This window comes from Rhodococcus sp. UNC23MFCrub1.1 (assembly GCF_000686025.1).
Classification (GTDB): Bacteria; Actinomycetota; Actinomycetes; order Mycobacteriales; family Mycobacteriaceae; genus Rhodococcoides.
In genome coordinates this window covers 54125-79548 of record NZ_JMLQ01000011.1, presented here as the reverse complement: position 1 = coordinate 79548, position 25424 = coordinate 54125, and the positions used below count along the sequence as shown (strand labels likewise).

The following is a 25424-nucleotide window of genomic DNA, read 5'->3' as shown; positions in this document are numbered from 1 at the left end:
GGCCCCGCCACGGTGGGCATCATCGCCTCGGTCACCCGGTCCTTCTGCGCCGACTGCGACCGGACCCGGTTGACGGCGGAGGGGACCGTGCGGTCCTGCCTGTTCAGCGATTCCGAGACCGATCTGCGGGTGGCGTTGCGCGGGGGTGCGGCCGACGAGGAGATCGCGGACCTCTGGCGTGGAGCGATGTGGAACAAGTGGGCCGGCCACGGGATGGAACGTGAGGACTTCGTGCCGCCGGAACGCTCGATGGGTGCCATCGGTGGTTGAGTCCGTGACTGTGGACGTGCGGTACTTCGCGGGGGCCGCGGATGCTGCGGGCACCACGCAGGAGTCGTACGACCTGAGGGTCGGCGCGACCGTGGCGGACGTGAAGTCGGCGCTGCGCGGACGCCACGGGCAGAAATTGAATCGTGTGCTGGACGTGGCGGTGTTCCTCATCGGCGACGAGATGGTCCGCGACGAGGCCTACCCCGTCGGTTCCCGGATCGACGTCCTCCCGCCCTTCGCCGGCGGCTAGAGATGGCGTTCGTCAAACGGCGTGAGGACGCGCATCCCGACTTCTTCGCCGCCGAGGCTGCAGGTCTGCGGTGGCTCGCCGACGGGGGAGCGCCTACGGTCGACGTCCTCGAGGTCGCGACCGACCACATCGTTCTCGAACGCCTCGACTCCGTCCGGCCGACGCCGGACGCTGCTCGCCGCTTCGGCGCACTGCTCGCCCGCACCCACGACAGCGGTGCCCCCCGGTTCGGCTCGCCGCCTGCAGGTTTCGACGGAACGCTGTTCATCGGATCGCGCACCATGTCGTCGGTGGAGCACGACCGCTGGGGTGAGTTCTACGCGCAGGAACGGGTGCTGCCGTATCTCCGTGTCGCGGTCGACGCCGGCACGGTCACGCGGGACGAGGCCGACCTCGTGGAGCGTGCCTGCTCCGTCGTCGCGGACGGGTCGTTCGACTCGACCGACCCTCCGGCGCGTCTGCACGGCGACCTGTGGACCGGCAACGTGCTCTGGACGCCCGGCGGCGTGACGCTCATCGACCCCGCGGCGCACGGCGGACACCGCGAGACGGACCTCGCGATGCTGTCTCTCTTCGGCTGTCCGCACCTCGAGCACCTTCTCGACGGCTATCAGGAGCAGCACGAGCTCGCTCCGGGTGCCGAGGAACGGGTGCCTCTGCATCAGCTGCATCCCCTCGCCGTGCACGCGGCGGGTCACGGCCGGAGCTACGGCGTGGCACTGGCCGACGCCGCGACGCGAACCCTCGCGCTGGCCTGAGGTCAGGCGGAGGCGATGCGGCGGGCGAGATCCTCCCAGCCGTCGGCGAGGCGCTCGGTGGTCATTCCGGCGTCGCGTTGCAGGTGCAGCACCAGAGTGGCCTCGAGCGGGGCGAGCAGCGCGTAGGCCAGCAACGTGACATCGCCCGACACGCCGATCTGCCGCAGCAGTGTGCTCACGTGGGTCAGGCCGACCGCGTGGGCGGGCGCGGAGAAGCGCGAGACGGGCGAGTTCTCGGCTGCCCGCAGCACCTCACCCTGCACGGCGACCAGGTCGAGGCGGGCACGGCCGAACGCGACGAGTCGATCGAGCGGTGGTGCGCCGGGGCCCAGCGGGGGAGGACCGAAGAGGAAGGCCTGTTGGAGTTCGGTCTCGGTGTGGTCCAGAAGAGCGAACATCAGACCCGCACGACTGCCGAACCGACGGAACACGGTGCCCTTGCCCACACCTGCGCGGGCTGCCACGGCGTCCATGGTGACGGAGTCCGCTCCGCGCTCGTCGACCAGCCCGATCGCGGCGTCGAGGAGCAGACGGCGGTTGCGCGCGGCGTCGCAGCGCTCGCTGTCGTCGGCCGCCATCGGCAGAGGGGCATGTGTCACACCGTCAGGATAGCGCGTCACGGAAGAAAGTGGACTACGGTCCGGTTGTAGATCACGGACACACTTCGTCGAAAGGACCCACCCATGAGCCGCGTCATCGCACTCGTCGGCAGCCTCCGCGCCGCCTCCATCACCCGTCGTCTCGCCGAGACCGCCGCGTCAGTCGCACCCGAGGGCGTCGAGGTCGTCATCCACGAGGGCCTCGGAGGCCTTCCGTTCTACAACGAGGACATCGACACCCCCGAGTCGGTCGCCTCGCTCGACACCGTGACCGCTCTGCGCGCGGCCGTCCAGGACGCCGACGCCGTGTTGCTGCTCACGCCCGAGTACAACGGCACCATCCCCGCAGTACTCAAGAACGCCATCGACTGGCTCTCCCGCCCCTACGGCAGCGGCGCCATCTCCACCAAGCCGACCGCCGTCATCAGTTCCTCGCCGAGCTCGAACGGCGCCCGGTGGGCCAAGGAGGACACGGAGAAGGCGGCGCGGATCGCCGGCGCGAGCGTGCTCGATGACGTCGATCTCGCCATCGGTGGCGTGGTGGCCGCGATCGACGGGGGCCATCCCCGTGACAACTCACAGATCGCCGCGGACATCGCCGAGGTCGTCACGGCGCTCACCCGCGCGGAGCTCGTCGACGCCTGAGGCTCGAGGCCCCGTCTGCAGCGCGGTCTCGCGACGCGCCCGAGGGGTCGCGACACGCCGGAGTTTTCCGCGTCCGACCAGGTAATTCCACCAGTGTCATTACAAAGTGTGGTGTTGCCTTGCACTGTCGGACACTAGGTGTAGTGTCTTGAACACCGAGAGGCCACAACGGCTCGAGGCCCGCATCACCCCCTTTTCGGAGGGGTGGATGCGGGTCCGGCGCGGTCTCTCGGACAGGTTGTCAGTGGTGTGCACGGCAGAGTCGGCGGGTCTCGCTTTCTCCAGTGCGATCCCACAGCAGCAGTGCAGGACAGCTCTCGGGCGAACAGCGAGCGCATCCGGACACAGGATGCGGAGAAGAGGATTCATGAGCGCCACCACCGTCACCGTCTACACCAAGCCCGCCTGCGTGCAGTGCAAGGCCACGTACCGCGCTCTCGACAAAGAGGGCATCGAGTACGACGTCATCGACATCTCGCAGGATCCCGAGGCACGTGACTACGTCATGGCGCTCGGCTACCTGCAGGCACCTGTCGTCGTCGCAGGCGAGGACCACTGGTCCGGCTTCCGTCCCGACCGCATCAAGACCCTCGTCACCGCCGCTGCCTGAAGCGCGTCCGCCGCGTCTTCCGACGAGGAGGCCGGCTCGGGTGAGTTCCCGACTCACCGCTGACGGCCGACCCACCCGGTCCGCGCCGTCGCGAATGTCGAAGAAGTGCGCAGAGTCGGCGGAGGATGGAGCATCGTGTCCGAATCGCTGGTCTACTTCTCGAGCGTCTCGGAGAACACCCACCGGTTCGTGGAGAAGCTCGAGATCCCCGCGACGCGCATCCCCGTCCGCTATCCCCGCGACGACGTGGAGATCGACCGTCCGTACGTCCTGATCCTCCCGACCTACGGCGGCGGCACCACCGCGCTGGGGCGCGACACGAGTTACGTCCCCAAGCCCGTCATCCGGTTCCTCAACGACGAGCACAACCGGTCCCTCATCCGCGCCGTCATCGCCGCGGGCAACACCAACTTCGGCGATTCGTACTGTTTCGCCGGGGACGTGGTCTCGGCAAAATGTCAGGTCCCGTTCCTCTATCGCTTCGAAGTCATGGGTACCCCGGAGGACGTGGAGCGGGTCCGCACCGGACTCGCCGAGTTCTGGGACCGGCTCGACGCGACCTGCACCATCTGATCGTCCGCACCAGTACCGCCCATCATCGATCTCAGGAGTACGCACATGGCACCGACCATCACCGACTCGTCTCCCGCCGTGTCGCGCCGTGACGACTCGGAGCTCGACTATCACGCTCTGAACGCGATGCTCAACCTGTACGGGCCGAACGGCGAGATCCAGTTCGAGAAGGACCGGGACGCCGCGCGGGCGTACTTCCTGCAGCACGTCAACCAGAACACGGTCTTCTTCCACAACCTCGACGAGAAGCTCGACTACCTCGTGGAGGAGAACTACTACGAGGCAGAGGTTCTCGACCAGTACTCGCGATCCTTCGTCAAGGGTCTGATCGAGCACGCCTACTCCAAGAAGTTCCGGTTCCCCACCTTCCTGGGTGCGTTCAAGTACTACACGTCCTACACACTCAAGACGTTCGACGGGAAGCGCTACCTGGAGCGCTTCGAGGATCGCGTGTGCATGGTCGCGCTGACGCTGGCCGCCGGCAACGAGACTCTCGCGACCGACCTGGTCGACGAGATCATCGCCGGCCGCTTCCAGCCGGCCACTCCCACGTTCCTCAACTCGGGCAAGAAGCAGCGCGGCGAGCCCGTCTCCTGCTTCCTCCTGCGCATCGAGGACAACATGGAGTCCATCGGTCGCTCCATCAACTCGGCACTGCAGCTGTCCAAGCGTGGTGGCGGAGTCGCGTTGCTGCTCAGTAACATTCGTGAATCCGGTGCGCCGATCAAGCGCATCGAGAACCAGTCTTCGGGCGTCATCCCCATCATGAAGCTGCTCGAGGACTCGTTCTCGTACGCCAACCAGCTCGGAGCGCGGCAGGGTGCCGGCGCGGTGTACCTGCACGCGCACCACCCGGACATCTACAAGTTCCTCGACACCAAGCGCGAGAACGCCGACGAGAAGATCCGCATCAAGACGCTGTCCCTCGGCATCGTCATCCCGGACATCACGTTCGAGCTGGCGAAGAAGAACGAGGACATGTACCTCTTCTCGCCGTACGACGTCGAGCGCATCTACGGCAAGCCCTTCGCCGACGTGAACGTCAGCGAGACGTACCACGAGATGGTCGACGACGCGCGCATCCGCAAGACGAAGATCAAGGCGCGCGAGTTCTTCCAGACCCTCGCCGAGCTGCAGTTCGAGTCGGGCTACCCGTACATCATGTTCGAGGACACGGTGAACCGGGCCAATCCCATCGAGGGCAAGATCACGCACTCGAACCTGTGCTCGGAGATCCTGCAGGTCTCGACGCCGTCCACGTTCAACGAGGATCTCTCGTACAGCCATGTGGGCAAGGACATCTCGTGCAACCTGGGTTCGCTGAACATCGCGAAGACCATGGACTCGCCCGACTTCGCGCAGACCATCGAGGTCGCCATCCGCGGCTTGACGGCCGTGTCGGACCAGACCCACATCTACTCGGTGCCGTCCATCGAGCAGGGCAACAACACCTCGCACGCCATCGGCCTCGGCCAGATGAACCTGCACGGCTACCTCGCTCGTGAGCGCATCCACTACGGCAGCGAGGAGGGTGTCGATTTCACCGACATCTACTTCTACACCGTGCTGTTCCATGCGCTGCGGGCCTCGAACCGTCTGGCGAAGGAGCGCGGCAGCTACTTCGGAGGCTTCCCGCAGTCCAAGTACGCGTCGGGCGAGTTCTTCGACAAGTACACCGAGCGCGCCTGGGAGCCCAAGACAGCGCGTGTCCGAGAGTTGTTCTCCCAGTCGGGAATCAGCATCCCGACGCAGGACGACTGGGTCGAGTTGAAGGCGTCGGTACAGCAGCACGGCATCTACAACCAGAACTTGCAGGCCGTCCCGCCGACCGGCTCCATCTCGTACATCAACTACTCCACCAGTTCCATCCACCCGGTGGCGTCGAAGATCGAGATCCGCAAGGAAGGCAAGATCGGCCGCGTCTACTACCCGGCGCCGTACCTGACCAACGACAACCTGGAGTACTACCAGGACGCGTACGAAATCGGCTACGAGAAGATCATCGACACGTATGCGGCAGCGACGCAGCACGTCGACCAGGGCCTGTCCCTCACGCTGTTCTTCAAGGACACCGCGAGCACCCGCGACATCAACAAGGCGCAGATCTACGCGTGGCGCAAGGGAATCAAGACGCTGTACTACATCCGGCTGCGCCAGATGGCCCTCGAGGGGACCGAGGTGGAGGGTTGCGTCAGCTGCATGTTGTGACCTGACAAAGATGTGAGGGGCCGGGCACTGTCATGCCCGACCCCTCTAGCCCCAGCGAACTGAGACCACCCTCTAGGGATCTCAAGGTTACAGGAGCAGACTTCCGGCACGCCGTCGGGCCTCCTGCTGGGGCGCAACCTCCCCTGGAGGTGAGCCTTATGGCTCGATCGGTAAGTAGAAGTGCTGGCACGGGCCGTTTCGTCAGTCGAGCGGCCGCCGCGCGGTGGCCGTCGAAGACGACGACCGAACGCGTCGGAAAGGGAACGTCCAACGGCACGTCGGTCAGCAGGTCGGCATCAACCGGAAGGTTTGTGACCGAGTCGACTGCTAGGCGAAATCCCGACGGAACGATCACCCAGCGCGTCTAACGCCGGTGAAGGCGGTGACGAAGCAATCGCTTCGTCACCGCCTTCTTTGTGTTGCAGGCATTTTCGCGCTTTCTGGCTTAGTCGAAGACTACTTAATTCATGGGCCCAGCCTGACGCAGATTACGTGGCTGTGAGCTACCCTGAAGTTGTACCCGTTCAAGCTCCCGCGACATGCGTGTGGAGACTTTGCAAGATCTAGTGCCGTCCGTGCAACGCACGCCAGTGATTCGCCTAGATTGTTGTAGCGGACCCCGATACTCGCTCACACATACGATGGGGATGAAATGACGGTCGCACGGAACGCTCCCAGCCCGGCTGGTGTAACGCCGCTCAAGCTCATCGATCGCGTCTCCGCGATCAACTGGAACCGCGTCGTCGACGACAAGGATTCCGAGGTCTGGGATCGGCTCACCAGCAACTTCTGGCTGCCCGAGAAGGTGCCGATCTCGAACGACATCCCGTCCTGGGACACGCTGACGGACCACGAGAAGCAGCTCACCATGCGCGTCTTCACGGGTCTGACGCTGCTCGACACGATTCAGGGCACCGTCGGCGCCGTGTCGCTCATCCCGGACGCCATCACTCCGCACGAGGAGGCGGTGTACACCAACATCTCGTTCATGGAGTCGGTGCACGCCAAGTCCTACTCGTCGATCTTCTCGACGCTGTGCTCCACGCGCGACATCGACGATGCGTTCCGCTGGTCGGAGGAGAACCCGAATCTCCAGCGCAAGGCGTCCATCGTCATGGACTACTACAAGGGCGACGACCCGCTCAAGCGCAAGGTCGCCTCGACCCTGCTCGAGTCGTTCCTTTTCTACTCGGGCTTCTACCTGCCGATGTACTGGTCCTCGCGGGCCAAGCTCACCAACACTGCCGACCTCGTGCGCCTGATCATCCGCGACGAGGCCGTGCACGGGTACTACATCGGCTACAAGTACCAGCGCGGACTCGAGACCCGCTCGCCGGCCGAGCGCGAGGAGCTGAAGAACTACACGTTCGATCTGCTCTTCGAGCTGTACGAGAACGAGACCGAGTACACGCAGGACCTCTACGACGAGGTCGGCCTCACTGAGGACGTCAAGAAGTTCCTGCGCTACAACGCGAACAAGGCGCTCATGAACCTCGGCTACGAGGGCCTGTTCCCGAAAGACGAGTGCGACGTCAACCCGGCCATCCTGTCGGCGCTCTCACCCAACGCCGACGAGAACCACGACTTCTTCTCGGGTTCGGGCAGCTCGTACGTCATCGGCAAGGCAGTCAACACCGAGGACGACGACTGGGACTTCTGACCCACCTCACCTCACGGCACCGTCCGCATTGCGGGTGGTGCCCTGAGTCATGTCTGGTGAGCACGTCTCGAGTGCGAGGTGCTTCGGTTCCCGCAAACCGCTTCGGTTGTAGCAGGAGCGGGTTGCGGAAACCGGAGCACGTGCGCCGTTGCGCCCTCCTGCAACGGTTGTAGCCACCTTCACCGGTTGTGACCGGTGAAGGTGGCCGAAATCGGTGAGGGTGTGCGGGCGCGCCGGACACTGAGCAGCGGTGCACACAGGACGCGGCAGGACGGCACGGTCCGGCGCCACCTACCGCCGGAACCAGGCCTCCGGGCCGTGGTCCAGCGCCTTCGCGATGCGGAGAGTCGAGGTGTCGGTGATGTCCGCGGGCAGCGCATCGCGCGCGAACCACTGCACGTCGAGGTTCTCGTCGTCCGCGACCCGCGCCTCGCCGGCGACGTACCGGGCGAGGAAGCAGACGTCGAGGTACTGGGTGCGGTCGCCGTTCGGGTAGACGATGGGCTCGGTGACGTCGACACTCGTCAACCGCACGAGCTCGGCCGTCACGCCCGTCTCCTCCAGGATCTCCCGGAGGGCGGCCGGTCCGGGTTCCTCGCCGGGCTCGAGGACGCCGGACACCACGGCCCAGAGCTCGTTGTCCTTGCGACGCGTCAGCAGCAGCCGATCGTCGGCGTCGAGCACGACGGCACTGACACCGGAGAGCCAGAGCGGATCGTGACCGATCTTGGCGCGCAGGGTGGTGATGAACTCGGGTATCGGCACTCCCGGAACGCTACCGCCGACGCGTCAGACGTAGCCGTTCAGCGTGTTCGACACGTCGGTGAGGACCGCGCCCGCAGCCACGAGGCCCTCGCCCGACCACACCGTGTCGTCGACGCTGAACACGCGACTGTCCGTCGCGGCGCCGAGGTCCTTCCAGGCGTCGGAGTCCATGACCTCGGTGCCGCGTTCCAGCCCCGCCTGTCCGTCGAACATGACGTAGATCAGGTCGCCCTCCGCGTCGGACAGATCGTCCTGCGGGAGTGCGCGGGTCTCGCCCAGCTGAGGCCCCGGTCGTCGCACGCCCGCCTGCGCGAGTACCTGCCCCGCGAAGCTGTCGTCGCCGAGCAGTTGTGTGCCGTCGGCGCCGAAGCGCACGAGAGACGCCTCGGTGATGCGGGAGTTCTGCTCGCGGCCCACGGTCTCGGCGCGTGCGCGGTACTGCTCCGTCGCACGGGTGGCGGCGTCACGTCGTCCCATCGCCGCGGCCGCGAGCGTGGACCGTTCGAGCCACGACGACGACGCGCGCGTGAGAACGGTCGGGGCGATGCCGTCGAGTTGCGCGGTGACGGCGGGGTCGAGGGCGTCGCCGCCGATGATGACGTCCGGAGCCAGTGCTCGGATCGCGTCGACGTCGGGGGAGCCCTCGGGTCCGACGCCGGCGATCTCGGCGATGCCGGTGCCGAGGTAGTCCGGGCGCAGCAGGCCGGACGGGGGAGCGGTGGGAGCGAGCGGCGCCGTGGGTGCGCCGACGACGCGCTCCCAGGTGCCGACGGCGCACGACGCGTCGAGTGCCGTCATGGTGAGAACCACGACACGTTGCGGATCGGCGGGCACCGTGGTCGCACGGCCGCTGCCGACGACGAGCCGGGTGTCACCTTGCTGACCGACCGAGTCGACCGGCTGCGGGAGCGCGCACAGGCCGGCGGTGTCACGTTCGATGCCGACGACGCCGGCTCCGGCCACGTTCGTGGTGGTCCGCACAATGGTGGAGGCGTCGTCACTCGAGGTGTCGCCGCAGGCAGAGAGGGCGAGCATCGCGGGAATCGTCGCGAGGGCGACGACCGATCGAGCGTGACGACGAGAGCGATCCGACATGGCCGAGACCTTACGGGCAGTCCGGAAGCCGGTCGCTCGGCGAGTGGCGGGCAGGCCGTGCTCCGGTCGTGGAGGCCTTCGGAAGAGGGCCTCCCGCGGGCCGGAAAATGCGACACCCGGGTGGAAGTACGACACTTCGTAGGACCCGTGCCGCAGTTCGTGTGTCATGGGGTTACGATCCATAGAGCGCACGAATTTCATGCGTCCACCTCGGGCACGGGGAGACGCGCTTTCAGGAGGATCAGTGACTGCCCTAGCGCCCCAGCCAGTCCCCGAGCTGACGGCTTCACGGCCGTACCCGCCCCGTATGGGGCCCAAGGGATCGTTCATCCACAAGATGGTGACGACCACCGATCCGAAGACGCTCGGGATCATGTACATGGTCACGTCGTTCGGCTTCTTCTTGTTCGGTGGCGTCCTCGCCCTGCTCATGCGTGCGGAGCTCGCCCTCCCGGGCATGCAGTTCCTGTCGAACGAGCAGTACAACCAACTCTTCACCATGCACGGCACGATCATGTTGCTGCTGTACGCGACGCCCATCGTGTTCGCGTTCGCCAACTACATCCTCCCGCTGCAGATCGGTGCGCCCGACGTGGCGTTCCCACGTCTGAACGCGTTCAGCTACTGGCTGTACCTGTTCGGCGCACTCATCGCCTCGGCGGGCTTCATCACCCCCGGTGGCGCTGCAGACTTCGGCTGGACGGCCTACACGCCGCTCACCGACGCCGTGCACTCGCCGGGCGTGGGCGCGGACTTCTGGATCATGGGCCTCGCGCTCTCGGGCCTCGGCACCATCCTCGGTGGCGTGAACATGATCACGACGGTCATCTGCCTGCGTGCCCCGGGCATGACCATGTTCCGGATGCCCATCTTCACCTGGAACATCTTCGTGACGATGATCCTCGTGCTGCTCGCCTTCCCGCTGCTCACCGCGGCACTGCTGGGACTGGCGGCCGACCGACACCTGGGTGCGCACCTGTTCGATCCGGCCACGGGCGGTGTGTTGCTGTGGCAGCACCTGTTCTGGTTCTTCGGTCACCCCGAGGTGTACATCATCGCGCTGCCGTTCTTCGGCATCGTGTCGGAGATCTTCCCGGTCTTCTCCCGTAAGCCGCTGTTCGGTTACACGGGCCTGATCTACGCCACCATCGCCATCGCGGCGCTGTCCATCGCCGTGTGGGCCCACCACATGTACGCGACCGGTGCGGTGCTGCTGCCGTTCTTCTCCTTCATGACGTTCCTCATCGCCGTCCCGACGGGTGTGAAGTTCTTCAACTGGATCGGCACGATGTGGAAGGGCCAGCTGACGTTCGAGACGCCGATGCTGTTCTCGGTCGGCTTCCTGGTCACGTTCCTCTTCGGTGGTCTGTCCGGTGTGCTGCTCGCCAGCCCGCCCATCGACTTCCACGTCACCGACTCCTACTTCGTGGTGGCGCACTTCCACTACGTGCTGTTCGGCACGATCGTGTTCGCGACCTACGCCGGTATCTACTTCTGGTTCCCGAAGATGACGGGCCGGATGATGGACGAGGCTCTCGGCAAGTGGCACTTCTGGGCCACCTTCGTCGGCTTCCACGCCACGTTCCTGGTGCAGCACTGGCTCGGCGCCGAGGGATTCCCGCGTCGCTACGCGGACTACCTCCCGTCCGACGGCTTCACGGTGCTCAACTCGATCTCGACGGTCGGTGCCTTCGTCCTCGGCGCCTCGACGTTGCCGTTCCTCTGGAACGTCTTCAAGAGCTACCGCTACGGCGAGGTCGTCACGGTCGACGATCCGTGGGGCTACGGCAACTCCCTGGAGTGGGCGACCAGCTGCCCGCCGCCGCGCCACAACTTCGTGGAGCTCCCGCGTATCCGCTCCGAGCGCCCCGCGTTCGAGCTGCACTACCCGCACATGGTCGAACGCATGCGAGACGAAGCGCATGTGGGACCGGGCCACGGTGGAGGCAAGACCACCGAGGTGCTCGAGCAGGCACGCCGCGCGCCGATCGCGACCAGCGATCACGAAGGTTCGGGCGACCGCGACAAGTAGTCCTCTCGTTCCACGACCGTTCCAGCGACGAGCCCCTCTCCTCACGGTGAGGGGCTTTTCGTGTGACAAGGAGATACCTCGATGGTGGAGACACCACCCCCGCCGACGTCCGTGCTCGTGACGGTCACCGGCGGTGACAAGCCCGGTGTCACATCCGTGCTCTTCGCCTCGCTGGCGCGACACGACGTCAGCGTCGTGGACGTGGAGCAGGTGGTCATTCGCGGTCGCCTGACGCTCGGTGTCCTGGGCAGTTGCCCCGGGGACGTCGAGAGTTTGCAGGAGCACCTCGAGGAGGCCATGGGCACGGTGGGTGTCCACGTCGACGTCGAGGTCGGGGGAGCGCACGGTCGTTCGCCCCTCTCCACCCACGTCGTCGTCGTGTTGGGACGGCCCGTCACCGCGCGAGCCATCAGCGTGCTGTCGAGCGAACTCGCGCGACAGGGCGCCAACATCGACTCGATCCGCGGTATCGCCGACTACCCGGTGACGGGACTCGAGCTGTTGGTCTCGGCCCGTCCGCAGGAGGAGGGCGGGCTGTCGAGCGACGAGGCCGACGAGGCGTTGCGGTCGGCGCTCGCGACCGTGGCTGCCGGAGTCGGTATCGACGTCGCCGTCGAACGGTCCGGACTGGCTCGTCGAGCGAAGCGCCTCATCGTGTTCGACGTCGACTCGACGCTGGTGCAGGGCGAGGTCATCGAGATGCTCGCGGCGCGGGCCGGAGTCGAGGACGAGGTCCGAGCCGTCACCGAGGCGGCCATGCGAGGCGAGATCGACTTCGCGGAGTCACTGCACCGTCGAGTCGCGACCCTGGCCGGGTTGGACGCATCGGTCATCGACGACGTCGCCGAGGATCTCGAGCTCACGCCGGGCGCGCGCACCACCATTCGGACGTTGCGACGACTCGGCTATCACTGCGGCGTGGTGTCGGGCGGTTTCCGGCAGGTGATCGAGGGCTTGGCGCACGAGCTCGAACTGGACTTCGTGAAGGCGAACACCCTGGAGATCGTCGACGGCAAGCTCACCGGCCGCGTGATCGGCGATGTCGTCGATCGCGCGGCGAAGGCGGTGGCGCTGCGCCAGTTCGCCTCACAGGTCGGTGTGCCGATGGAGCAGACGGTGGCGGTCGGCGACGGTGCCAACGACATCGACATGCTCACCGCGGCGGGTCTCGGCATCGCCTTCAACGCGAAGCCGGCGCTGCGCGAGGTCGCGGACGCGGCGCTGTCCTATCCGTTCCTCGACGCGCTGCTCTTCGTCCTCGGTGTCACCCGCAGTGAGATCGAGGCCGCCGACTCCCTCGACGGCGGGGTTCGCCGCATCCCCATCCCGTGATCGACGAGGGTCCCCTGGAGGACGTCCGGCCGTCCACCCTCGAGGAGCGCCACGCGGTGCTGGTGGCCGGGACGAGTGCGGCCGGTTCCTACGGCTCGCGAGTCGATCCGCCCGATCCTGCCGACGTGCGCGCGATGCCGCTGGTGCTCCACATCCCCAAGGTCGATCCGCCGGCCCGGTCCGACCTGCTGGCCGCGGCGGCGTCCGCGACGCTGCAGGTGTGCCTGGACGAGCGCATCGCCCCGGGCGGTCCCTGGCACGAGGAGTACACGGCGTGGCTGGGTGCGCGGATCCGCAAGGTGTCCCGTCGCGCGCGTGGCGCGCAGTGGACGGCGGCGCAGGAGGTGGACGGCGTGACCGTCGACGTGGGCGGGGCGTCGGCTCGGGCCTATGCGCCGTGCCGTGTGGGTGATCTGGACCCGAGGCTGCGCAAGCTCCAGGTGGGAGGCACCGACCTGCCGGCCGACGACCCGGGACCGCACGCCGAGGGTGCCGTGCGGCTCTGGGTGGACGCGGAGCTCGAGATGACTGTCGGCAAGACCGCCGCCCAGGTGGGACACGCCGTGATGCTCGCTGCCGGTGCCATGACGGTCGAGGACGTCCGGGCGTGGCAGGACGCGCAGTGGGCCGTCAGCGTCCGTGATGCCGATGGCGAGACCTGGTCTCGCCTCGTGGCCGAGTGCGAGCGCGGCACCGCCGTCGGCGTGCGGGACGCGGGCTACACGGAGGTCGCCCCCGGGTCGATGACCGTGATCGCCGAGCTGGACGTCCCGCGCACCGCCTGAGTCAGGACGGGATCGTCGAGATGTAGACGAGCACGATCGGACCGGCCACTCGGACTGTGCTTCCCGCGGTGACGGGCGACGCGTCCACCGGTCGACCGTCGGGTGTCGCGGAGTCGAAGACGGGAACGTAACCGGGAGCCTCGTCCGGGCCGTGTCGACGGTGGTCGGGGAGGACGATGTTCGCATCGCCTCCCGAGTGCACCACCAGCAGAGCCGAATCGAAGGTCTCCGCCTCGACCCCTGCGTGTCGGAGCGCGGGGATGCGCACGTCGGATCCGTCGACCCAGGCCTGCAGGGTACGGGCGTGATCGTCGTTCCACCGATCGCCGACGATCTCGGCCCCGTCGTGGTCGAACCACATGAGATCCGGTTCGCCGCTGGGTGTGTCACGACCGGCGAAGAACTCCTGTTGGCGCAGAACGGGTGCCGATCGACGCAGCCGCAGTGCTCGTCCCAGAGTCGCCGTCAGGGCGTCGTCCCGTCTCGACCAGTCGATCGCGTGCGCATCCGCGGCCGATGTTCCCTGCGGCACGCAGTAGGCATTGTTGTTGCCGTGCTGCGTGTGTCCCAGTTCGTCGCCGGCCAGGAACATGGGTGTCCCGGTGGACAGGGCCAGGGTCGACAGCAGCGCACGCACGTGTCGATCGCGCGCCGCGAGCACGGCGGGGTCCTCGGTCTCGCCCTCGACGCCGTGATTCACCGAGAGGTTGTTGTCGGTGCCGTCGCGGTTGGACTCGCCGTTGGCCTCGTTGTGCTTGGCGGTGTAGGACACCAGGTCTCGCGCGGTGAAGCCGTCGTGAGCGGTGACGAAGTTGACGGACGCCCACGGCCTGCGTCCGGTCGGCGCGAACAGATCCTCGGATCCCGCGAGGCGGGACGCCAGCTCACGCACACCGCCGTGCCCGGCGAAGAAGCGGCGCAGCGTGTCTCGGTAGCGGTCGTTCCACTCGCTCCACACGCCGCCGAACCCGCCGACCTGGTACCCGGGCCCGGTCGCGTCCCACGGCTCGGCGATCAGCTTGGCACGGCACAGGATCGGGTCGGCGGCGATGGCGCTCAACATCGGGGCGTGCGGATCGAAGCGCCATCCGCCCGGCCTGCCCAGAGTGCTGGCGAGATCGAAGCGGAAGCCGTCGACCCCCAGTTCGGTGACCCAGTACCGCAACGAGTCGCAGACCATCCGGACGACGGCCGGGGACGCGGCGTCGACGGTGTTGCCGCATCCCGTCAGATCGATGTCGTGACCGCGGGCGTCCAGCAGGTAGTACCCGCGCGCGTCCAGGCCGCGCCACGAGAGGGAGGGGCCGTCGACACCGCCCTCGCAGGTGTGGTTGTAGACGACGTCGAGGATCACCTCGATACCCGCCTCGTGCAGCGTGTCCACCATCGTGCGGAACTCGGTGACCTCGGCGCCGGGGACCGAGGCGTACGACGGTTCGACGGCGAAGTACGAGCCGGTGCTGTAGCCCCAGTGGTTGCGCATCCCTCGGGCGCGCACACCGGGTTCGGTGAGGCACGCGTGCACCGGAAGCAGTTCCACCGCCGTCACACCCAGCGTACGAAGGTGCTCGAGCACCGCAGGGTGAACGAGTCCGAGGTAGGTGCCGCGTAGATTCTCGGGGACGTCCGGATGGGCACCGGTGAACGACCCGACGTGCACCTCGTACACGACGGTGCGGTCCCAGTCGGTCTCGAGTCGCGGTGCGTCCGAGGCCGCCAGGGGAGCGGTGACCACTGCGAGGGGAGCGTGTCCCAGCGAGTCGACCGTCGACTGCGGTCCGAACGGGTCGTCGCGATACGGCAGGAGGGCTCGCGCGTCGCCGAGGCTGCCGACGATGCGCCGTGCGTAGGGGTCGAGAAGAATCTTGTTCGGATCGAACCGGTGACCGGCCTCGGGATTCCACGGTCCGGAGACGCGGTAGCCGTAGACGGATCCGACGCCGGCCTCGGCGACCACACCGTGCCAGATGCCGTACGTGCGCTGGGTGAGGAGGTGACGCGACTCCCGTGAGTCGGGGCCCGACCCGTCCACCAGACACACCTCGACGGCGTGCGCGTCGGGTGCGTGCACGGCGAAGCAGACGCCGCCCTCCACGGGGTGGGCGCCCAGCGGGAAGGGCCTGCCCGACGCGGCGGCGGACTTCGGTGAGTTCTGTTCGTGCGACACGCGTGCTGATCCTGCCGTGGATGCACCCCGCGCGTGCGGGAAGATGGAAGGCGTGTCCTCTCCTGACCCAGACCTGCTCGTCGAACTCGCCGATGTCTCCGTCGTCCGCGGAGGGACGACCCTCGTCGGCCCCGTCTCCTGGAACGTGGAGCTGGACGAGCGGTGGGTGGTCCTCGGACCGAACGGTGCGGGCAAGACCACGCTGCTGCGCGTCGCCGCGGCGGAGATCTACCCGACCTCCGGCACCGCGCACGTGCTCGGCGAGACGCTCGGGCACGTCGACATCTCGGAACTCAAGCCGCGCATCGGCCTGTCGTCCTCTGCTCTCGCCGGACGCATCCCGTCCGACGAGGTGGTGGCCGATCTGGTCGTGTCGGCGGGGTACGCGGTGCTCGGTCGCTGGCGTGAGAAGTACGACGAGGTGGACGACGAGCGTGCGGTCGACATGCTCGAGACGGCCGGTATCGAGCATCTCGCTCGCCGGACCTTCGGGACGCTGTCCGAGGGCGAACGCAAGCGTGTCCTGATCGCCCGCGCTCTGATGACGGACCCCGAGTTGCTGCTGCTCGACGAGCCGGCCGCGGGTCTCGACCTCGGAGGCCGCGAGGATCTCGTCGCCATCCTCACCGACCTCGCACTCGACCCCGACGCCCCCGCGACGGTGCTGATCACGCACCACGTGGAGGAGATCCCACCGGGCTTCACCCACGCGATGCTGCTCAAGGAGGGCGGAGTCGTGGCGCAGGGTCTCATCGACGACGTCATCACGGAGGAGAACCTGTCCACCGCGTTCAGTCAGGCCATCGCCCTCGAGCGCACCGACGGGCGCTTCTTCGCGCGGCGCAAGCGGTCGCGGTCGTCCCATCGGCGAGCGCGGTGACCGAACCGGTCGCGCTGCGGGACGCCTCCACCGTCATCCTGCTGCGCGATGCGCCGGCAGGGCTCGAGGTCTTCCTGCAGCGGCGAGTCGGACGGATGGCGTTCGCCGCCGGCATGACGGTCTTCCCGGGCGGCGGTGTGGATCCGACCGATCGCACGCCCGCGGACGGGGAGGACCGGTGGGCCGGCCCGTCACCCGCGTGGTGGGCGGTACGGTTCGGCACCGACGACGACGCCGCGGCGCGGGCCCTGGTGCTCGCCGCGGTGCGCGAGACCTTCGAGGAGTGCGGTGTCCTGTTCGCCGGGCCCGACGCGCACACCGTCGTCGCGGACACGTCCGATCACGCCGACCGGCGTCGTGCCGTCGAGAAGCACGAGATCTCTTTCGGTGAGTTCCTGGCCGAGACCCGACTGGTGGTGCGCTCCGATCTGCTGCGCCCGCACGCCCGTTGGATCACGCCCGAGGGCGAGACGACCCGTCGGTACGACACCCGCTTCTTCGTCGCGGCGCTCCCGTCCGGGCAACGTCCCGACGGCGAGACGTCCGAGGCCGTCGACGCCGCGTGGGTGCGGCCCGCGGATGCCCTCGACGAGTTCCGTCGCGGCGACCGCATGCTGATGCCGCCCACCTGGGCGTGCCTGCGGCATCTCGCCGGTCACGGGTCGGTGGCCGAGGCCATGGCCGCAGAGGCCGATCTGGCGCCGGTGCAGCCCGTCATCAGCGGATCGGGTGGATCCGTGCGGGTGAACTTCGACGGCGCCGACGAGTATCGCGCCGACCTCCCCCCACGCACCGAGCGGACGTCGAACAGCTAGCGTGCTGGCCATGGCTGAATTCGTGACTCTCGACTTGACCGACGGCATCGGCACCATCCGGCTCTCCCGGCCGCCGATGAACGCTCTGAACCGCCAGGTGCAGGGTGAGCTCCTCGAGGTGTCGCGGGCCGCCGCCGAGGATCCGGATGTCAAGGCGGTCATCGTGTACGGCGGTGAGAAGGTGTTCGCCGCCGGCGCGGACATCAAGGAGATGGCGGAGATGTCCGCGGGTCAGATGACCGACGCGATCGGCGCTCTGCAGGCCGGTCTCGGAGCGATCGCGTCCATCCCGAAGCCCACCGTCGCCGCCATCACCGGATACGCCCTCGGCGGCGGTCTGGAGGTCGCCCTCGGTGCCGATCGCCGCATCGCGGGCGACAACGCGAAGCTCGGCGTCCCCGAGGTGCTGCTCGGCGTCATTCCCGGCGGTGGCGGCACCCAGCGACTCGCCCGGCTGATCGGCCCGAGCCGCGCGAAGGACATGGTGTTCACCGGCCGTTTCGTCGGGGCCGAGGAGGCGCTTGCCGTCGGTCTCGTGGACGAGGTGGTGGCCCCCGATGCCGTGTACGAGGCGGCGCGCACGTGGGCCGGTCAGTTCGTCCGCGGTGCCTCGCGCGCCCTCGCCGCAGCCAAGGCGGCCATCGACGAGGGTCTGGACACCGACCTCGCGACGGGCCTGAAGATCGAGGCGCACGTCTTCGCCTCGCTGTTCGGTACCGAGGACCGCGCGATCGGCATGGCGTCGTTCCTCGAGAACGGCCCGGGCAAGGCCGACTTCACCGGCAACTAGCCTCCCGCACTCGTTCAGATAGGGTTCCCTTCCATGACCGCTCGTGAACCGCACACCGACACCGCCGCCTCGACCGCACCGTCGGATCCGGCGCCGCGCCCGCACGCGAGTGCCGAGGAAGTGCAGGCCGCACGGTCGGACACCAAGCTGGCCCAGGTGCTCTACCACGACTGGGAAGCGGAGACCTACGACGACAAGTGGTCGATCTCCTACGACCAGCGCTGCATCGACTACGCCCGCGGCCGTTTCGACGCGGTGGCCGGATCCGAGGCCCTGCCGTACGGTCGCGCGCTGGAACTGGGCTGCGGTACCGGCTTCTTCCTGCTCAACCTCATGCAGAGCGGCGTCGCCGCGACCGGGTCGGTCACGGACCTGTCGCCGGGCATGGTCAAGGTCGCGCTGCGCAACGCCGAGAACCTGGGCCTCGACGTGGACGGCCGCGTCGCCGATGCCGAGACCATCCCGTACGAGGACGACACGTTCGATCTCGTCGTCGGTCACGCGGTGCTGCACCACATCCCGGACGTGGAGCAGTCTCTGCGCGAGGTGCTGCGCGTGCTCAAGCCCGGCGGCCGGTTCGTGTTCGCGGGCGAGCCGACGACGGTGGGCAACTTCTACGCGCGGTGGCTGGGGCGTCTCACGTGGGAGGCCACGACCCGCACGACGCGGTTGCCGTTCCTCGCGGACTGGCGTCGCCCGCAGCAGGAGCTGGACGAGTCGTCCCGTGCCGCGGCACTCGAGGCCGTCGTCGATCTGCACACCTTCGACCCGACGGAGCTCGAGAACATCGCCGTCGCCGCGGGTGCGGACGACGTGCAGGCCAAGACCGAGGAGTTCGCCGCAGCGCTGCTGGGCTGGCCGGTCCGCACCTTCGAGGCGGCGGTGCCGGCGGAGAAGCTGGGTTGGGGCTGGGCGAGGTTCGCGTTCAACGGCTGGAAGTCACTGTCCTGGCTCGACGAGAACGTGCTGCACCACGTCGTGCCCCGTGGCTACTTCTACAACGTGATGATCACGGGCACGAAGCCGGACACCGGCGCGCTCTGACGCGTCGGTGGGATACTCGTTCGACCTCGACGACGTCGAGTACCTGGCCGGGGCGTCCGACGCGCTGGCCGCGGTCGGTGACCGTGCGCTGACACCCGCCACGCTGGTCTCGGACATCGGCCGGATCCGCAGCGCCTTCGGTGACCGCGCCGCCGCGCTGATCGAGACGGTCACCCTGCGCCGCAAGGCCGCGACCAAGCTGCCGTTCGCCGGAACGTGGTTGGTCACCGACGACGCGGTGCAGCAGGCCACCACCGAACAGGTGTCCCGGCACCGGGCCGAGCGGCTGCGCGGACGTCGCATCCACGACGTCACCTGCTCGATCGGCACCGAACTGCACACCCTGCACTCGGTCGCGGACATCGTGGTGGGCAGCGATCTCGATCCGGTGCGGTTGGCCATGGCACGACACAACGTTCCCGACGTGGCCGTGCTGCGTGCCGACGCGGTGGTCCCCACCACGCGCGGCACCGTCGTCGTCGCCGACCCCGGCCGCCGCGCCGGCGGCCGCCGCCGTCACGACCCCGCAGCCCTCGAACCCCCGCTTCCGGACCTCCTCGACGCCTATGCCGGCCGCGACCTGGTGGTCAAGTGCGCACCGGGTCTCGACGTCGACCGTCTCGACCTCACGAGCCGACACACGCGGGCCGAGGTCGAACTCGTCTCCCTCGACGGCGCCGTCCGCGAGGCGTGCCTCTGGCTGGGGGAGGTGGCGGACCCCGCTGTGCGTCGCCGTGCGACGGTGCTCCGGTCGGACGGTTCCGCGTGGGAGGTGACGGACGCCGACTCGGACGCCATCGACGACGATCGTGCCCCTGGCAGGTACATCGTCGATCCCGACGGCGCCGTCGTGCGGGCCGGTCTCGTGCGCCACTACGCCGCGAGACATGGACTGTGGCAACTGGATCCACGCATCGCGCACCTCACGGGAGACGCGATACCGGAGGGGACGACGGGCTTCGAGATCCTCGACAGGTTGCCCTTCACCGAGAAGGTGTTGCGCAAGCGGCTCGCGGAGCTGGGATGCGGGTCGCTCGAGATTCTCGTCCGCGGCATCGACGTCGATCCCGCGTTGCTGCGCCCCCGGCTCGATCTCCGGGGCACCGTGCCGCTGGGGCTCGTGATCACCCGGATCGGGCGCTCGGGGGTGGCCTTCGTGTGCGGGCCGCGTACCGGGCCTCAGCGGAACGAGTAGAGGGATCCCAGCGCGGTCGGGACGACCACCTCGCCGTCCGAGCCGACGACGACTCCGGGGCTGTAGCCCTCGGCGCCGGGGAGCGCGTCGGTGTCGACCGTCTCGCCGGTGGCCGTGTCGAAGGTGACGAGTGCGAGCCCGTCACCTTCGCCGACCACCGTGTAGCCCGTGGTGCCACCCGCCAGTGCGGAGGAACCCTGTGTCACGAGATCTGGCCGCTCCCAGACCGTTTCGGGTCGCTCGCCCGCATCGCGGATCGCCCGCAGATGCGACCCCGCGCCGCCCGCGGGGACGATGGTGCCGTCCGCAGCGACGGACACACTTCCTGCCGCGCGGTCACCGACGAAGTAGGACCAGATCTCGGAGCCGTCCTCGGTGGAGTACGCACGCACGGTGCCCTCGACGTCCGTGAGGTACACACGGTCACCGTCGGGTGACACCACGGGGCTCGACGTCACGGCGGCGGGAAGCAGGGGCGACGACCACGCCTCGGTGAGGCCGGGGGAGTCCCCGCCGGTGTAGGACAGCGCCACGAGCTGGGGAGCGATGGCGCCGGCGCGCCACAGGACGAGGTAGACGGTCGAGGACTCCAGATCGACGGCCGGTGCCGCCGCGACGGCGCAGTCCGGCCCACCGCCCAGGCAGGCCAGCAGACCGTCGTCCGCGGGCCGCAGCGTGGTGTTCGGCGCGTCCAGGGGCGTGGGATTGGGGTTCAGGTCCAGTACGGGTGCGACCGCGTTCCCGGTCTGGTTGCTCAGCACGTTGATCTGACCGAACTGGGTGACCACCAGGACGTTGCCGTCGGGCAGGAACTGCGGGGTGCGCGGTACTCCGTAGACCGGTGTGCGCCAGCGCAGTTGACCATTCTGGTTGATCGAGCTCATGCTGCCGTCGTCACCGGCGTAGAGGTTGGACGCCGAGTCGGCGACCGCGGTCGACGAGACGCCGGAGGGTCCGAGCGAGTTGCAGAACCGCTTGCGTCCGGTCTCGCCCTGGAACGATCCGAGCGCGCAGCCGGCGTCTCCGGTCATCGTCACCGTGATCTGACCGTTGGGCGCGACGGAGGGACGTGTGGACGTCGGAGCGCCGAGAGGGCGGGTCCAGTCGAGAGCGAGGGAGCGACTGCCCTCGGTGGTCACGGAGGCGGAGTTGTGGGCGTCGGCGAGACCGCCGCGCCAGCCCTCGTCGCCCAGGATGTCGATGGGCCCGGAGTCACTGCCACAGGCCCCGAGGGCGAGGGCGCCGACCGCGAGGAGAGCGGCACCGGCTCGACGAGTGCGCACCGAGGTACGCGGGTTCTCGTCGTGCATGCACTCTCCTGATGTCGGGTGATCGGCTCGCACGAGACTAACGGCTGAAACGATGCGTCACGGTTCCGACCCCCGGTGGTCGGCCCCCGGGTTCCCTGCGGCGGCGCCGACAGTAATGTGCCGCCCATGACCAGCATGTGGAACGCGCCGTTGCGCACCCGGTGGCGAGGATCGCGGCGACGTGACCCCGACCAGGCGCGCTTCCTCACGCTCGCGTCGCTGCGCTGGGTGATCGGCCACAAGGCGTACACGCCCTGGTACCTGGTGCGGTACTACCGCCTCGCGCGTTTCAAGGCCGCGAACCCGCACGTGGTGCTGCGCGGAATGGTGTTCCTCGGCAAGAACGTCGAGATCCACGCGACGCCCGAGCTGGCGCGACTCGAGATCGGTCGCTGGGTGCACATCGGTGACGGCAACGCGATCCGCTGCCACGAGGGGTCGCTGCGCATCGGTGACAAGGTGGTGTTCGGCAAGGACAACGTCGTCAACACCTATCTCGACATCGAGATCGGTGCGTCCACTCTCGTCGCCGACTGGTGCTACATCTGCGATTTCGATCATCGGACCGAGGACATCACGGTGCCGATCAAGGATCAGGGCATCGTCAAGTCGCCGGTGCGGATCGGCCCGGACACGTGGATCGCCGCGAAGGTGACCGTGCTGCGGGAGACCGTCGTCGGTCGCGGCTGCGTCCTGGGCGCGCACGCGGTGGTCAAGGGTCACGTGCCCGACTACGGGATCGCGGTCGGCGCACCCGCACGAGTGGTCCGGAACCGTCGCACCGACTGGGAGGCCGGCGCGGAGGACCGCGCGGCGTACGTCGCCGCACTGGAGGACATCGCCCGCAAGAAGTCGCTCGGGAGCGAGTGACTCAGTCCCGTTCGGGCAGTGGACGTTCGCTGATCGTGGGCCTGCCCAGCGGAAAGCGCACCCGGCGCTTCGCGGTGGAGTAGACCGTGGCGGTCTCGCGGGCCACGGAGTGCCAGTCGAAGTCGGACGTGAGTCGCGCACGTGCCGCGTCACTCCGGGTACGTGCCGCAGCGGGGTCGTCGAGTGTGCGCCGCACCGCCGTCGCCAAGGAGCCGACATCGCCGGGAACGAAGGACATCCCGGTGACGCCGTCGACGACGGCTTCGCCCAGGCCGCCCGCGGTGGAGGCGACGAGCGGTGTGCCGGCCGCGGCGCCCTCGAGGGCGATGATGCCGAAGGGCTCGTATCGACTCGGCAGCACCAGCGCGTCCGCCCGGTGCAGATGCCCGAGAACGCCGTCGTGGCCGAGGGATCCGACGAACGTCACCGCCCGGCGCACCCGGTGCACACGCGCCAGATCGACGAGGTGGTCGAGCTGGGTCCCGTCGCCGACGACGGTGAGCGTGGTGCCGGGGTGCGTCCGTCGGACACGCGGGAGTGCCGCTATCAGATCCTGCACCCCCTTCTCGTACTCCAACCGACCCACGAAGAGCAGGGACGGGGCGCCGGTGCGCGCCGCGCGAGGACGGTACGTCCAGGTCCGGGTGTCGATGCCGTTGCGTATCACGTGGACCGGGGACGGAAGCGGACCGAAGAGGCGGACCACCTCGTCCTCCATTCCCGCGGAACACGTGATGACGGAATCGGATTCGTGCGCCAGCCACCATTCCACGGAGTGCACCTGGCGGTTCACGCGGCCGGAGACCCATCCGCTGTGGCGTCCGGCCTCCGTCGCGTGGATCGTCGAGACCAGCGGGACGTCGTAGTACTCGGCGAGCGCGATCGCCGGGTGCGCCACCAGCCAGTCGTGGGCATGGACGACGTCGGGAACCCACCCCTCGCCGATGCCGGGCTTGGAGAGTGCGAGGCCGGCGCGCACCATCGCGTGACCCATCGCGAGCGTCCACTCCAGCATGTCCACTCCGAAGGTGAAGTGCGCCGGATCCTCGGCCACGGCGACGACGAGCACGCCCTCGGCGACCGAGCTCACGGTGGGGTGGGTCGCCGCGTCGGAACCCGTGGGGCGGCGGGAGAGGACCACCACCTCGTGTCCGGCCGCGGCCAGTTCCACCGCGAGATGGTGGACGTGGCGACCGAGGCCGCCGACCACCACGGGCGGGTACTCCCACGAGATCATCAGGACCTTCACGCCCGCACCTCCCGACCCGTCGGTTGCAGACGCCGCGCATCGAGGTCCGGGAACAGATCGTCCGCCTGGTTCCACCCGGATGCAAGGTCGGCGGCTCGTGCGTGATGCCCGTGCACGCGGGCGTCGGCGATCTCGCGCACCGCGTGAGCGTGCTTGTGGGCGCGGTCGCGGGCGTACTGCGCGGCCGAGTCCTTGCTCACCATGAAGGCCCAGTCGCTCGAGACGGTGAGCATCGTCTCGCGCAGTATCTGGTCCGCGACACGGTCTCGCAGACCGCCGGGGGGTGCCGCGTCGACGGCGTCGAGCGCGGTGGCGGTGACCTCGGCGTTGAGATCGACCAGGTCGCAGACGGGATCGCCCGCCCACACCCGCCAGTCCTTCCCGCTGCCCCAGGAGGTGTCCGGGAGTTCGACGGGGTCACCGACGTAGCCGTCTCGCTTCGCGCCCGCGAGTGTCCCGACGCGGATGCCGGCCTCGGGGAGCGCACGCAGGATGCCGGCCAACCATGCCGGACCCTCGTGCCACCAGTGTCCGAAGAGCTCGGTGTCGAAGGCGGCGACCACCAGTGCCGGGGACCCGGTGCGCGCGTGTTCGGAGCGCATCCGGCGGCGAACCACGTCGACGAAGTCCTCGACGTGCGAGCGGACGGCTGCTGCGGCGCGCTCCGGTTCGTACGGTGCCTTGTCCGGGCCCGCGACGCTTCTGCCGGTGACCCGGGACGGCTTCAGCCCGGTGTCGTGGTCGTAGGTGTGGAAGTCGCGGTACGCGGAATGACCGGGATAACCGGACTTCGGTGACCACACGCGATAGCTGACCGGGAGATCACGACCGAACGCGACGACGTGGGTGTCGCCGACCGGACGGCCGCACGTCGTGTCTCCGTGCAGAGCCGGGCCGTCGACCATGAAGTGTCCGACGCCCGCGGCGGCGTAGTCGAGTTCCATCCCTGCGGTGAAGGCGCACTCGGGTGCCCAGATGCCCTCGGTGCCGCGGCCCCACCGGCGTACGGCGTCGGCGCGTCCCTCGCGGAGCGCGAACGTCCGCAGTCGTGGGTCGAGCAGAGGTTGGAACGGGTGCATCGACGGCCCACCGAGCAGTTCGACGGCGCCGGAGTCGGCCAGTTCGCGCAGTCGGGGGGCGCCGCCGTGGCGCCAGCGGGTCTCGAACTCGTGCAGAGCGGCAGCCGATCGCCGGTGTTCGCGGTGACCGAGCGCGCGGCGGTCCGGGTCACGGGACCCGGCGGCTTCGGCGGCGCGGAGCTGCCAGTTGCCGAGCCAGTGATGCATCCCGTCGAGGCTGTACGGATCGTCCAGTTGGGCGGCGAGTACCGGGGTGACGCCCAGGGTCAGCAGATCGGTGCGGCCCTCGTCGGCCAGGGTCCGCAGTTCGCGGACCACGGGCAGGTACGAATCTGCCCACGACTGGTAGAGCCACTCCTCCCCGACGGGCCACCGCCCCTGGTGGGCGAGCCACGGGAGATGGGAGTGCAGGACGAGCGCGAACATGCCCGGTTCGTCGGCCG

Annotated in this window: 23 protein-coding genes and 1 pseudogene; 17 read left to right on the top strand and 7 right to left on the bottom strand. The window is 68.4% G+C overall.

The genetic code is table 11. From position 1 onward, the window contains the following. The 3 genes and pseudogenes from BR07_RS0120715 to BR07_RS0120705 all read left to right on the top strand — a co-directional run. Positions 1-270: pseudogene (locus tag BR07_RS0120715) on the top strand (GTP 3',8-cyclase MoaA); the annotation flags it as partial. Between the two features lie 4 nt (positions 271-274). Next, entirely contained in the window at positions 275-520 is a 246-nt protein-coding gene (locus BR07_RS0120710) for a MoaD/ThiS family protein (RefSeq protein WP_231476463.1), read from the top strand. Between the two features lie 2 nt (positions 521-522). After that, positions 523-1278 carry a fructosamine kinase family protein gene (locus BR07_RS0120705; protein WP_027507051.1) on the top strand — a complete coding sequence of 252 codons (756 nt, stop codon included), beginning with the start codon at positions 523-525 and terminating at the stop codon, positions 1276-1278. A 2-nt stretch (positions 1279-1280) separates the two neighbouring features. On the opposite strand, the gene BR07_RS0120700 is transcribed toward BR07_RS0120705, so the two are convergent. Next, complete coding sequence (locus BR07_RS0120700; protein ID WP_027507050.1) at positions 1281-1877, bottom strand: TetR/AcrR family transcriptional regulator; 597 nt, start codon at positions 1875-1877, stop codon at positions 1281-1283. An 84-nt stretch (positions 1878-1961) separates the two neighbouring features. Here BR07_RS0120700 and BR07_RS0120695 point away from each other — a divergent pair, with 84 nt between their 5' ends. The 5 genes from BR07_RS0120695 (at position 1962) to nrdF (ending at position 7573) form a co-directional block, all read left to right on the top strand. After that, on the top strand, positions 1962-2522 hold the full coding sequence (locus BR07_RS0120695; protein ID WP_027507049.1) for an NAD(P)H-dependent oxidoreductase: 561 nt from the start codon (positions 1962-1964) through the stop codon (positions 2520-2522). Positions 2523-2889: 367 nt separating this feature from the next. Continuing rightward, a complete protein-coding gene (locus tag BR07_RS0120690; protein ID WP_027507048.1) occupies positions 2890-3132 on the top strand; it encodes a redoxin NrdH in 243 nt (80 codons plus the stop codon). A 135-nt stretch (positions 3133-3267) separates the two neighbouring features. After that, the gene (gene nrdI / locus BR07_RS0120685; protein WP_037187075.1) at positions 3268-3705 is read left to right on the top strand and encodes a class Ib ribonucleoside-diphosphate reductase assembly flavoprotein NrdI; all 438 of its coding nucleotides are present in this window, start codon (positions 3268-3270) and stop codon (positions 3703-3705) included. A gap of 45 nt (positions 3706-3750) precedes the next feature. Beyond that, a complete protein-coding gene (gene nrdE / locus BR07_RS0120680) occupies positions 3751-5913 on the top strand; it encodes a class 1b ribonucleoside-diphosphate reductase subunit alpha (protein WP_027507046.1) in 2163 nt (720 codons plus the stop codon). Between the two features lie 652 nt (positions 5914-6565). Further along, positions 6566-7573: a class 1b ribonucleoside-diphosphate reductase subunit beta gene (gene nrdF, locus BR07_RS0120675; protein ID WP_027507045.1), complete on the top strand. Its 1008-nt coding sequence runs from the start codon at positions 6566-6568 to the stop codon at positions 7571-7573. Positions 7574-7864: 291 nt separating this feature from the next. On the opposite strand, the gene BR07_RS0120670 is transcribed toward nrdF, so the two are convergent. Together BR07_RS0120670 and BR07_RS0120665 are read right to left on the bottom strand one after the other, a co-directional pair. Beyond that, entirely contained in the window at positions 7865-8338 is a 474-nt protein-coding gene (locus tag BR07_RS0120670) for an NUDIX hydrolase (RefSeq protein WP_027507044.1), read from the bottom strand. A gap of 24 nt (positions 8339-8362) precedes the next feature. Next, positions 8363-9433: an ABC transporter substrate-binding protein gene (locus BR07_RS0120665; RefSeq protein WP_027507043.1), complete on the bottom strand. Its 1071-nt coding sequence runs from the start codon at positions 9431-9433 to the stop codon at positions 8363-8365. 244 nt (positions 9434-9677) lie between these two features. Between BR07_RS0120665 and ctaD the strand changes: the two genes are divergently transcribed. From ctaD to BR07_RS0120650, 3 genes are all read left to right on the top strand, one after another. Beyond that, positions 9678-11465: an aa3-type cytochrome oxidase subunit I gene (ctaD, locus tag BR07_RS0120660; RefSeq protein WP_027507042.1), complete on the top strand. Its 1788-nt coding sequence runs from the start codon at positions 9678-9680 to the stop codon at positions 11463-11465. A gap of 81 nt (positions 11466-11546) precedes the next feature. Then, the gene (gene serB / locus BR07_RS0120655) at positions 11547-12797 is read left to right on the top strand and encodes a phosphoserine phosphatase SerB (RefSeq protein ID WP_027507041.1); all 1251 of its coding nucleotides are present in this window, start codon (positions 11547-11549) and stop codon (positions 12795-12797) included. Further along, on the top strand, positions 12794-13582 hold the full coding sequence (locus BR07_RS0120650) for a peptidyl-tRNA hydrolase (protein WP_051613652.1): 789 nt from the start codon (positions 12794-12796) through the stop codon (positions 13580-13582). The genes serB and BR07_RS0120650 overlap by 4 nt, the downstream gene beginning before the upstream one ends. 1 nt (position 13583) lies before the next feature. Here the strand turns inward: BR07_RS0120650 and glgX are convergent, their stop codons facing one another. Further along, positions 13584-15749, bottom strand: coding sequence for a glycogen debranching protein GlgX (gene glgX / locus BR07_RS0120645; RefSeq protein ID WP_051613651.1), 2166 nt, complete (start codon positions 15747-15749; stop codon positions 13584-13586). Between the two features lie 43 nt (positions 15750-15792). Between glgX and BR07_RS0120640 the strand changes: the two genes are divergently transcribed. The 5 genes from BR07_RS0120640 to BR07_RS0120620 are packed head-to-tail and all read left to right on the top strand — an operon-like array spanning position 15793 to position 20473. After that, entirely contained in the window at positions 15793-16629 is an 837-nt protein-coding gene (locus tag BR07_RS0120640) for an ABC transporter ATP-binding protein (RefSeq protein WP_027507055.1), read from the top strand. Further along, positions 16626-17444, top strand: a complete 819-nt coding sequence (locus BR07_RS0120635; protein ID WP_027507038.1) for an NUDIX hydrolase — start codon at positions 16626-16628, stop codon at positions 17442-17444. Before BR07_RS0120640 ends, BR07_RS0120635 begins: the two co-directional genes overlap by 4 nt. 10 nt (positions 17445-17454) lie before the next feature. Beyond that, positions 17455-18234, top strand: coding sequence for an enoyl-CoA hydratase/isomerase family protein (locus tag BR07_RS0120630; RefSeq protein ID WP_027507037.1), 780 nt, complete (start codon positions 17455-17457; stop codon positions 18232-18234). A gap of 33 nt (positions 18235-18267) precedes the next feature. Next, positions 18268-19278, top strand: coding sequence for a class I SAM-dependent methyltransferase (locus tag BR07_RS0120625; protein WP_027507036.1), 1011 nt, complete (start codon positions 18268-18270; stop codon positions 19276-19278). A 7-nt stretch (positions 19279-19285) separates the two neighbouring features. Next, positions 19286-20473: a THUMP-like domain-containing protein gene (locus BR07_RS0120620; protein WP_027507035.1), complete on the top strand. Its 1188-nt coding sequence runs from the start codon at positions 19286-19288 to the stop codon at positions 20471-20473. Here BR07_RS0120620 and BR07_RS0120615 read toward each other — a convergent pair. Next, positions 20458-21783: an outer membrane protein assembly factor BamB family protein gene (locus BR07_RS0120615; protein WP_081821448.1), complete on the bottom strand. Its 1326-nt coding sequence runs from the start codon at positions 21781-21783 to the stop codon at positions 20458-20460. The genes BR07_RS0120620 and BR07_RS0120615 overlap by 16 nt on opposite strands. 126 nt (positions 21784-21909) lie before the next feature. Here BR07_RS0120615 and BR07_RS0120610 point away from each other — a divergent pair, with 126 nt between their 5' ends. Next, complete coding sequence (locus tag BR07_RS0120610) at positions 21910-22653, top strand: acyltransferase (RefSeq protein WP_027507033.1); 744 nt, start codon at positions 21910-21912, stop codon at positions 22651-22653. Between the two features lies 1 nt (position 22654). On the opposite strand, the gene BR07_RS0120605 is transcribed toward BR07_RS0120610, so the two are convergent. After that, positions 22655-23902 (bottom strand): glycosyltransferase family 4 protein, encoded by a 1248-nt coding sequence (locus BR07_RS0120605; protein WP_027507032.1) that lies wholly within the window; start codon positions 23900-23902, stop codon positions 22655-22657. Next, positions 23899-25407, bottom strand: a complete 1509-nt coding sequence (locus BR07_RS0120600) for a 1,4-alpha-glucan branching protein domain-containing protein (protein WP_197027857.1) — start codon at positions 25405-25407, stop codon at positions 23899-23901. Before BR07_RS0120600 ends, BR07_RS0120605 begins: the two co-directional genes overlap by 4 nt. Between the last annotated feature and the right edge of the window lie 17 nt (positions 25408-25424).

What these genes read in the sequence shown, in the direction of transcription:
- BR07_RS0120695 (WP_027507049.1), top strand. Translation starts at nt 1,962, where the DNA reads ATGAGCCGCGTCATCGCACTCGTCGGCAGCCTCCGCGCCGCCTCCATC.
- BR07_RS0120600 (WP_197027857.1), bottom strand. Translation starts at nt 25,407, where the DNA reads ATGTTCGCGCTCGTCCTGCACTCCCATCTCCCGTGGCTCGCCCACCAG.
- BR07_RS0120610 (WP_027507033.1), top strand. Translation starts at nt 21,910, where the DNA reads ATGACCAGCATGTGGAACGCGCCGTTGCGCACCCGGTGGCGAGGATCG.
- nrdE (WP_027507046.1), top strand. Translation starts at nt 3,751, where the DNA reads ATGGCACCGACCATCACCGACTCGTCTCCCGCCGTGTCGCGCCGTGAC.
- BR07_RS0120640 (WP_027507055.1), top strand. Translation starts at nt 15,793, where the DNA reads ATGGAAGGCGTGTCCTCTCCTGACCCAGACCTGCTCGTCGAACTCGCC.
- BR07_RS0120665 (WP_027507043.1), bottom strand. Translation starts at nt 9,433, where the DNA reads ATGTCGGATCGCTCTCGTCGTCACGCTCGATCGGTCGTCGCCCTCGCG.
- BR07_RS0120615 (WP_081821448.1), bottom strand. Translation starts at nt 21,783, where the DNA reads ATGCACGACGAGAACCCGCGTACCTCGGTGCGCACTCGTCGAGCCGGT.
- nrdF (WP_027507045.1), top strand. Translation starts at nt 6,566, where the DNA reads ATGACGGTCGCACGGAACGCTCCCAGCCCGGCTGGTGTAACGCCGCTC.
- BR07_RS0120630 (WP_027507037.1), top strand. Translation starts at nt 17,455, where the DNA reads ATGGCTGAATTCGTGACTCTCGACTTGACCGACGGCATCGGCACCATC.
- BR07_RS0120690 (WP_027507048.1), top strand. Translation starts at nt 2,890, where the DNA reads ATGAGCGCCACCACCGTCACCGTCTACACCAAGCCCGCCTGCGTGCAG.
- serB (WP_027507041.1), top strand. Translation starts at nt 11,547, where the DNA reads ATGGTGGAGACACCACCCCCGCCGACGTCCGTGCTCGTGACGGTCACC.
- BR07_RS0120705 (WP_027507051.1), top strand. Translation starts at nt 523, where the DNA reads ATGGCGTTCGTCAAACGGCGTGAGGACGCGCATCCCGACTTCTTCGCC.
- BR07_RS0120625 (WP_027507036.1), top strand. Translation starts at nt 18,268, where the DNA reads ATGACCGCTCGTGAACCGCACACCGACACCGCCGCCTCGACCGCACCG.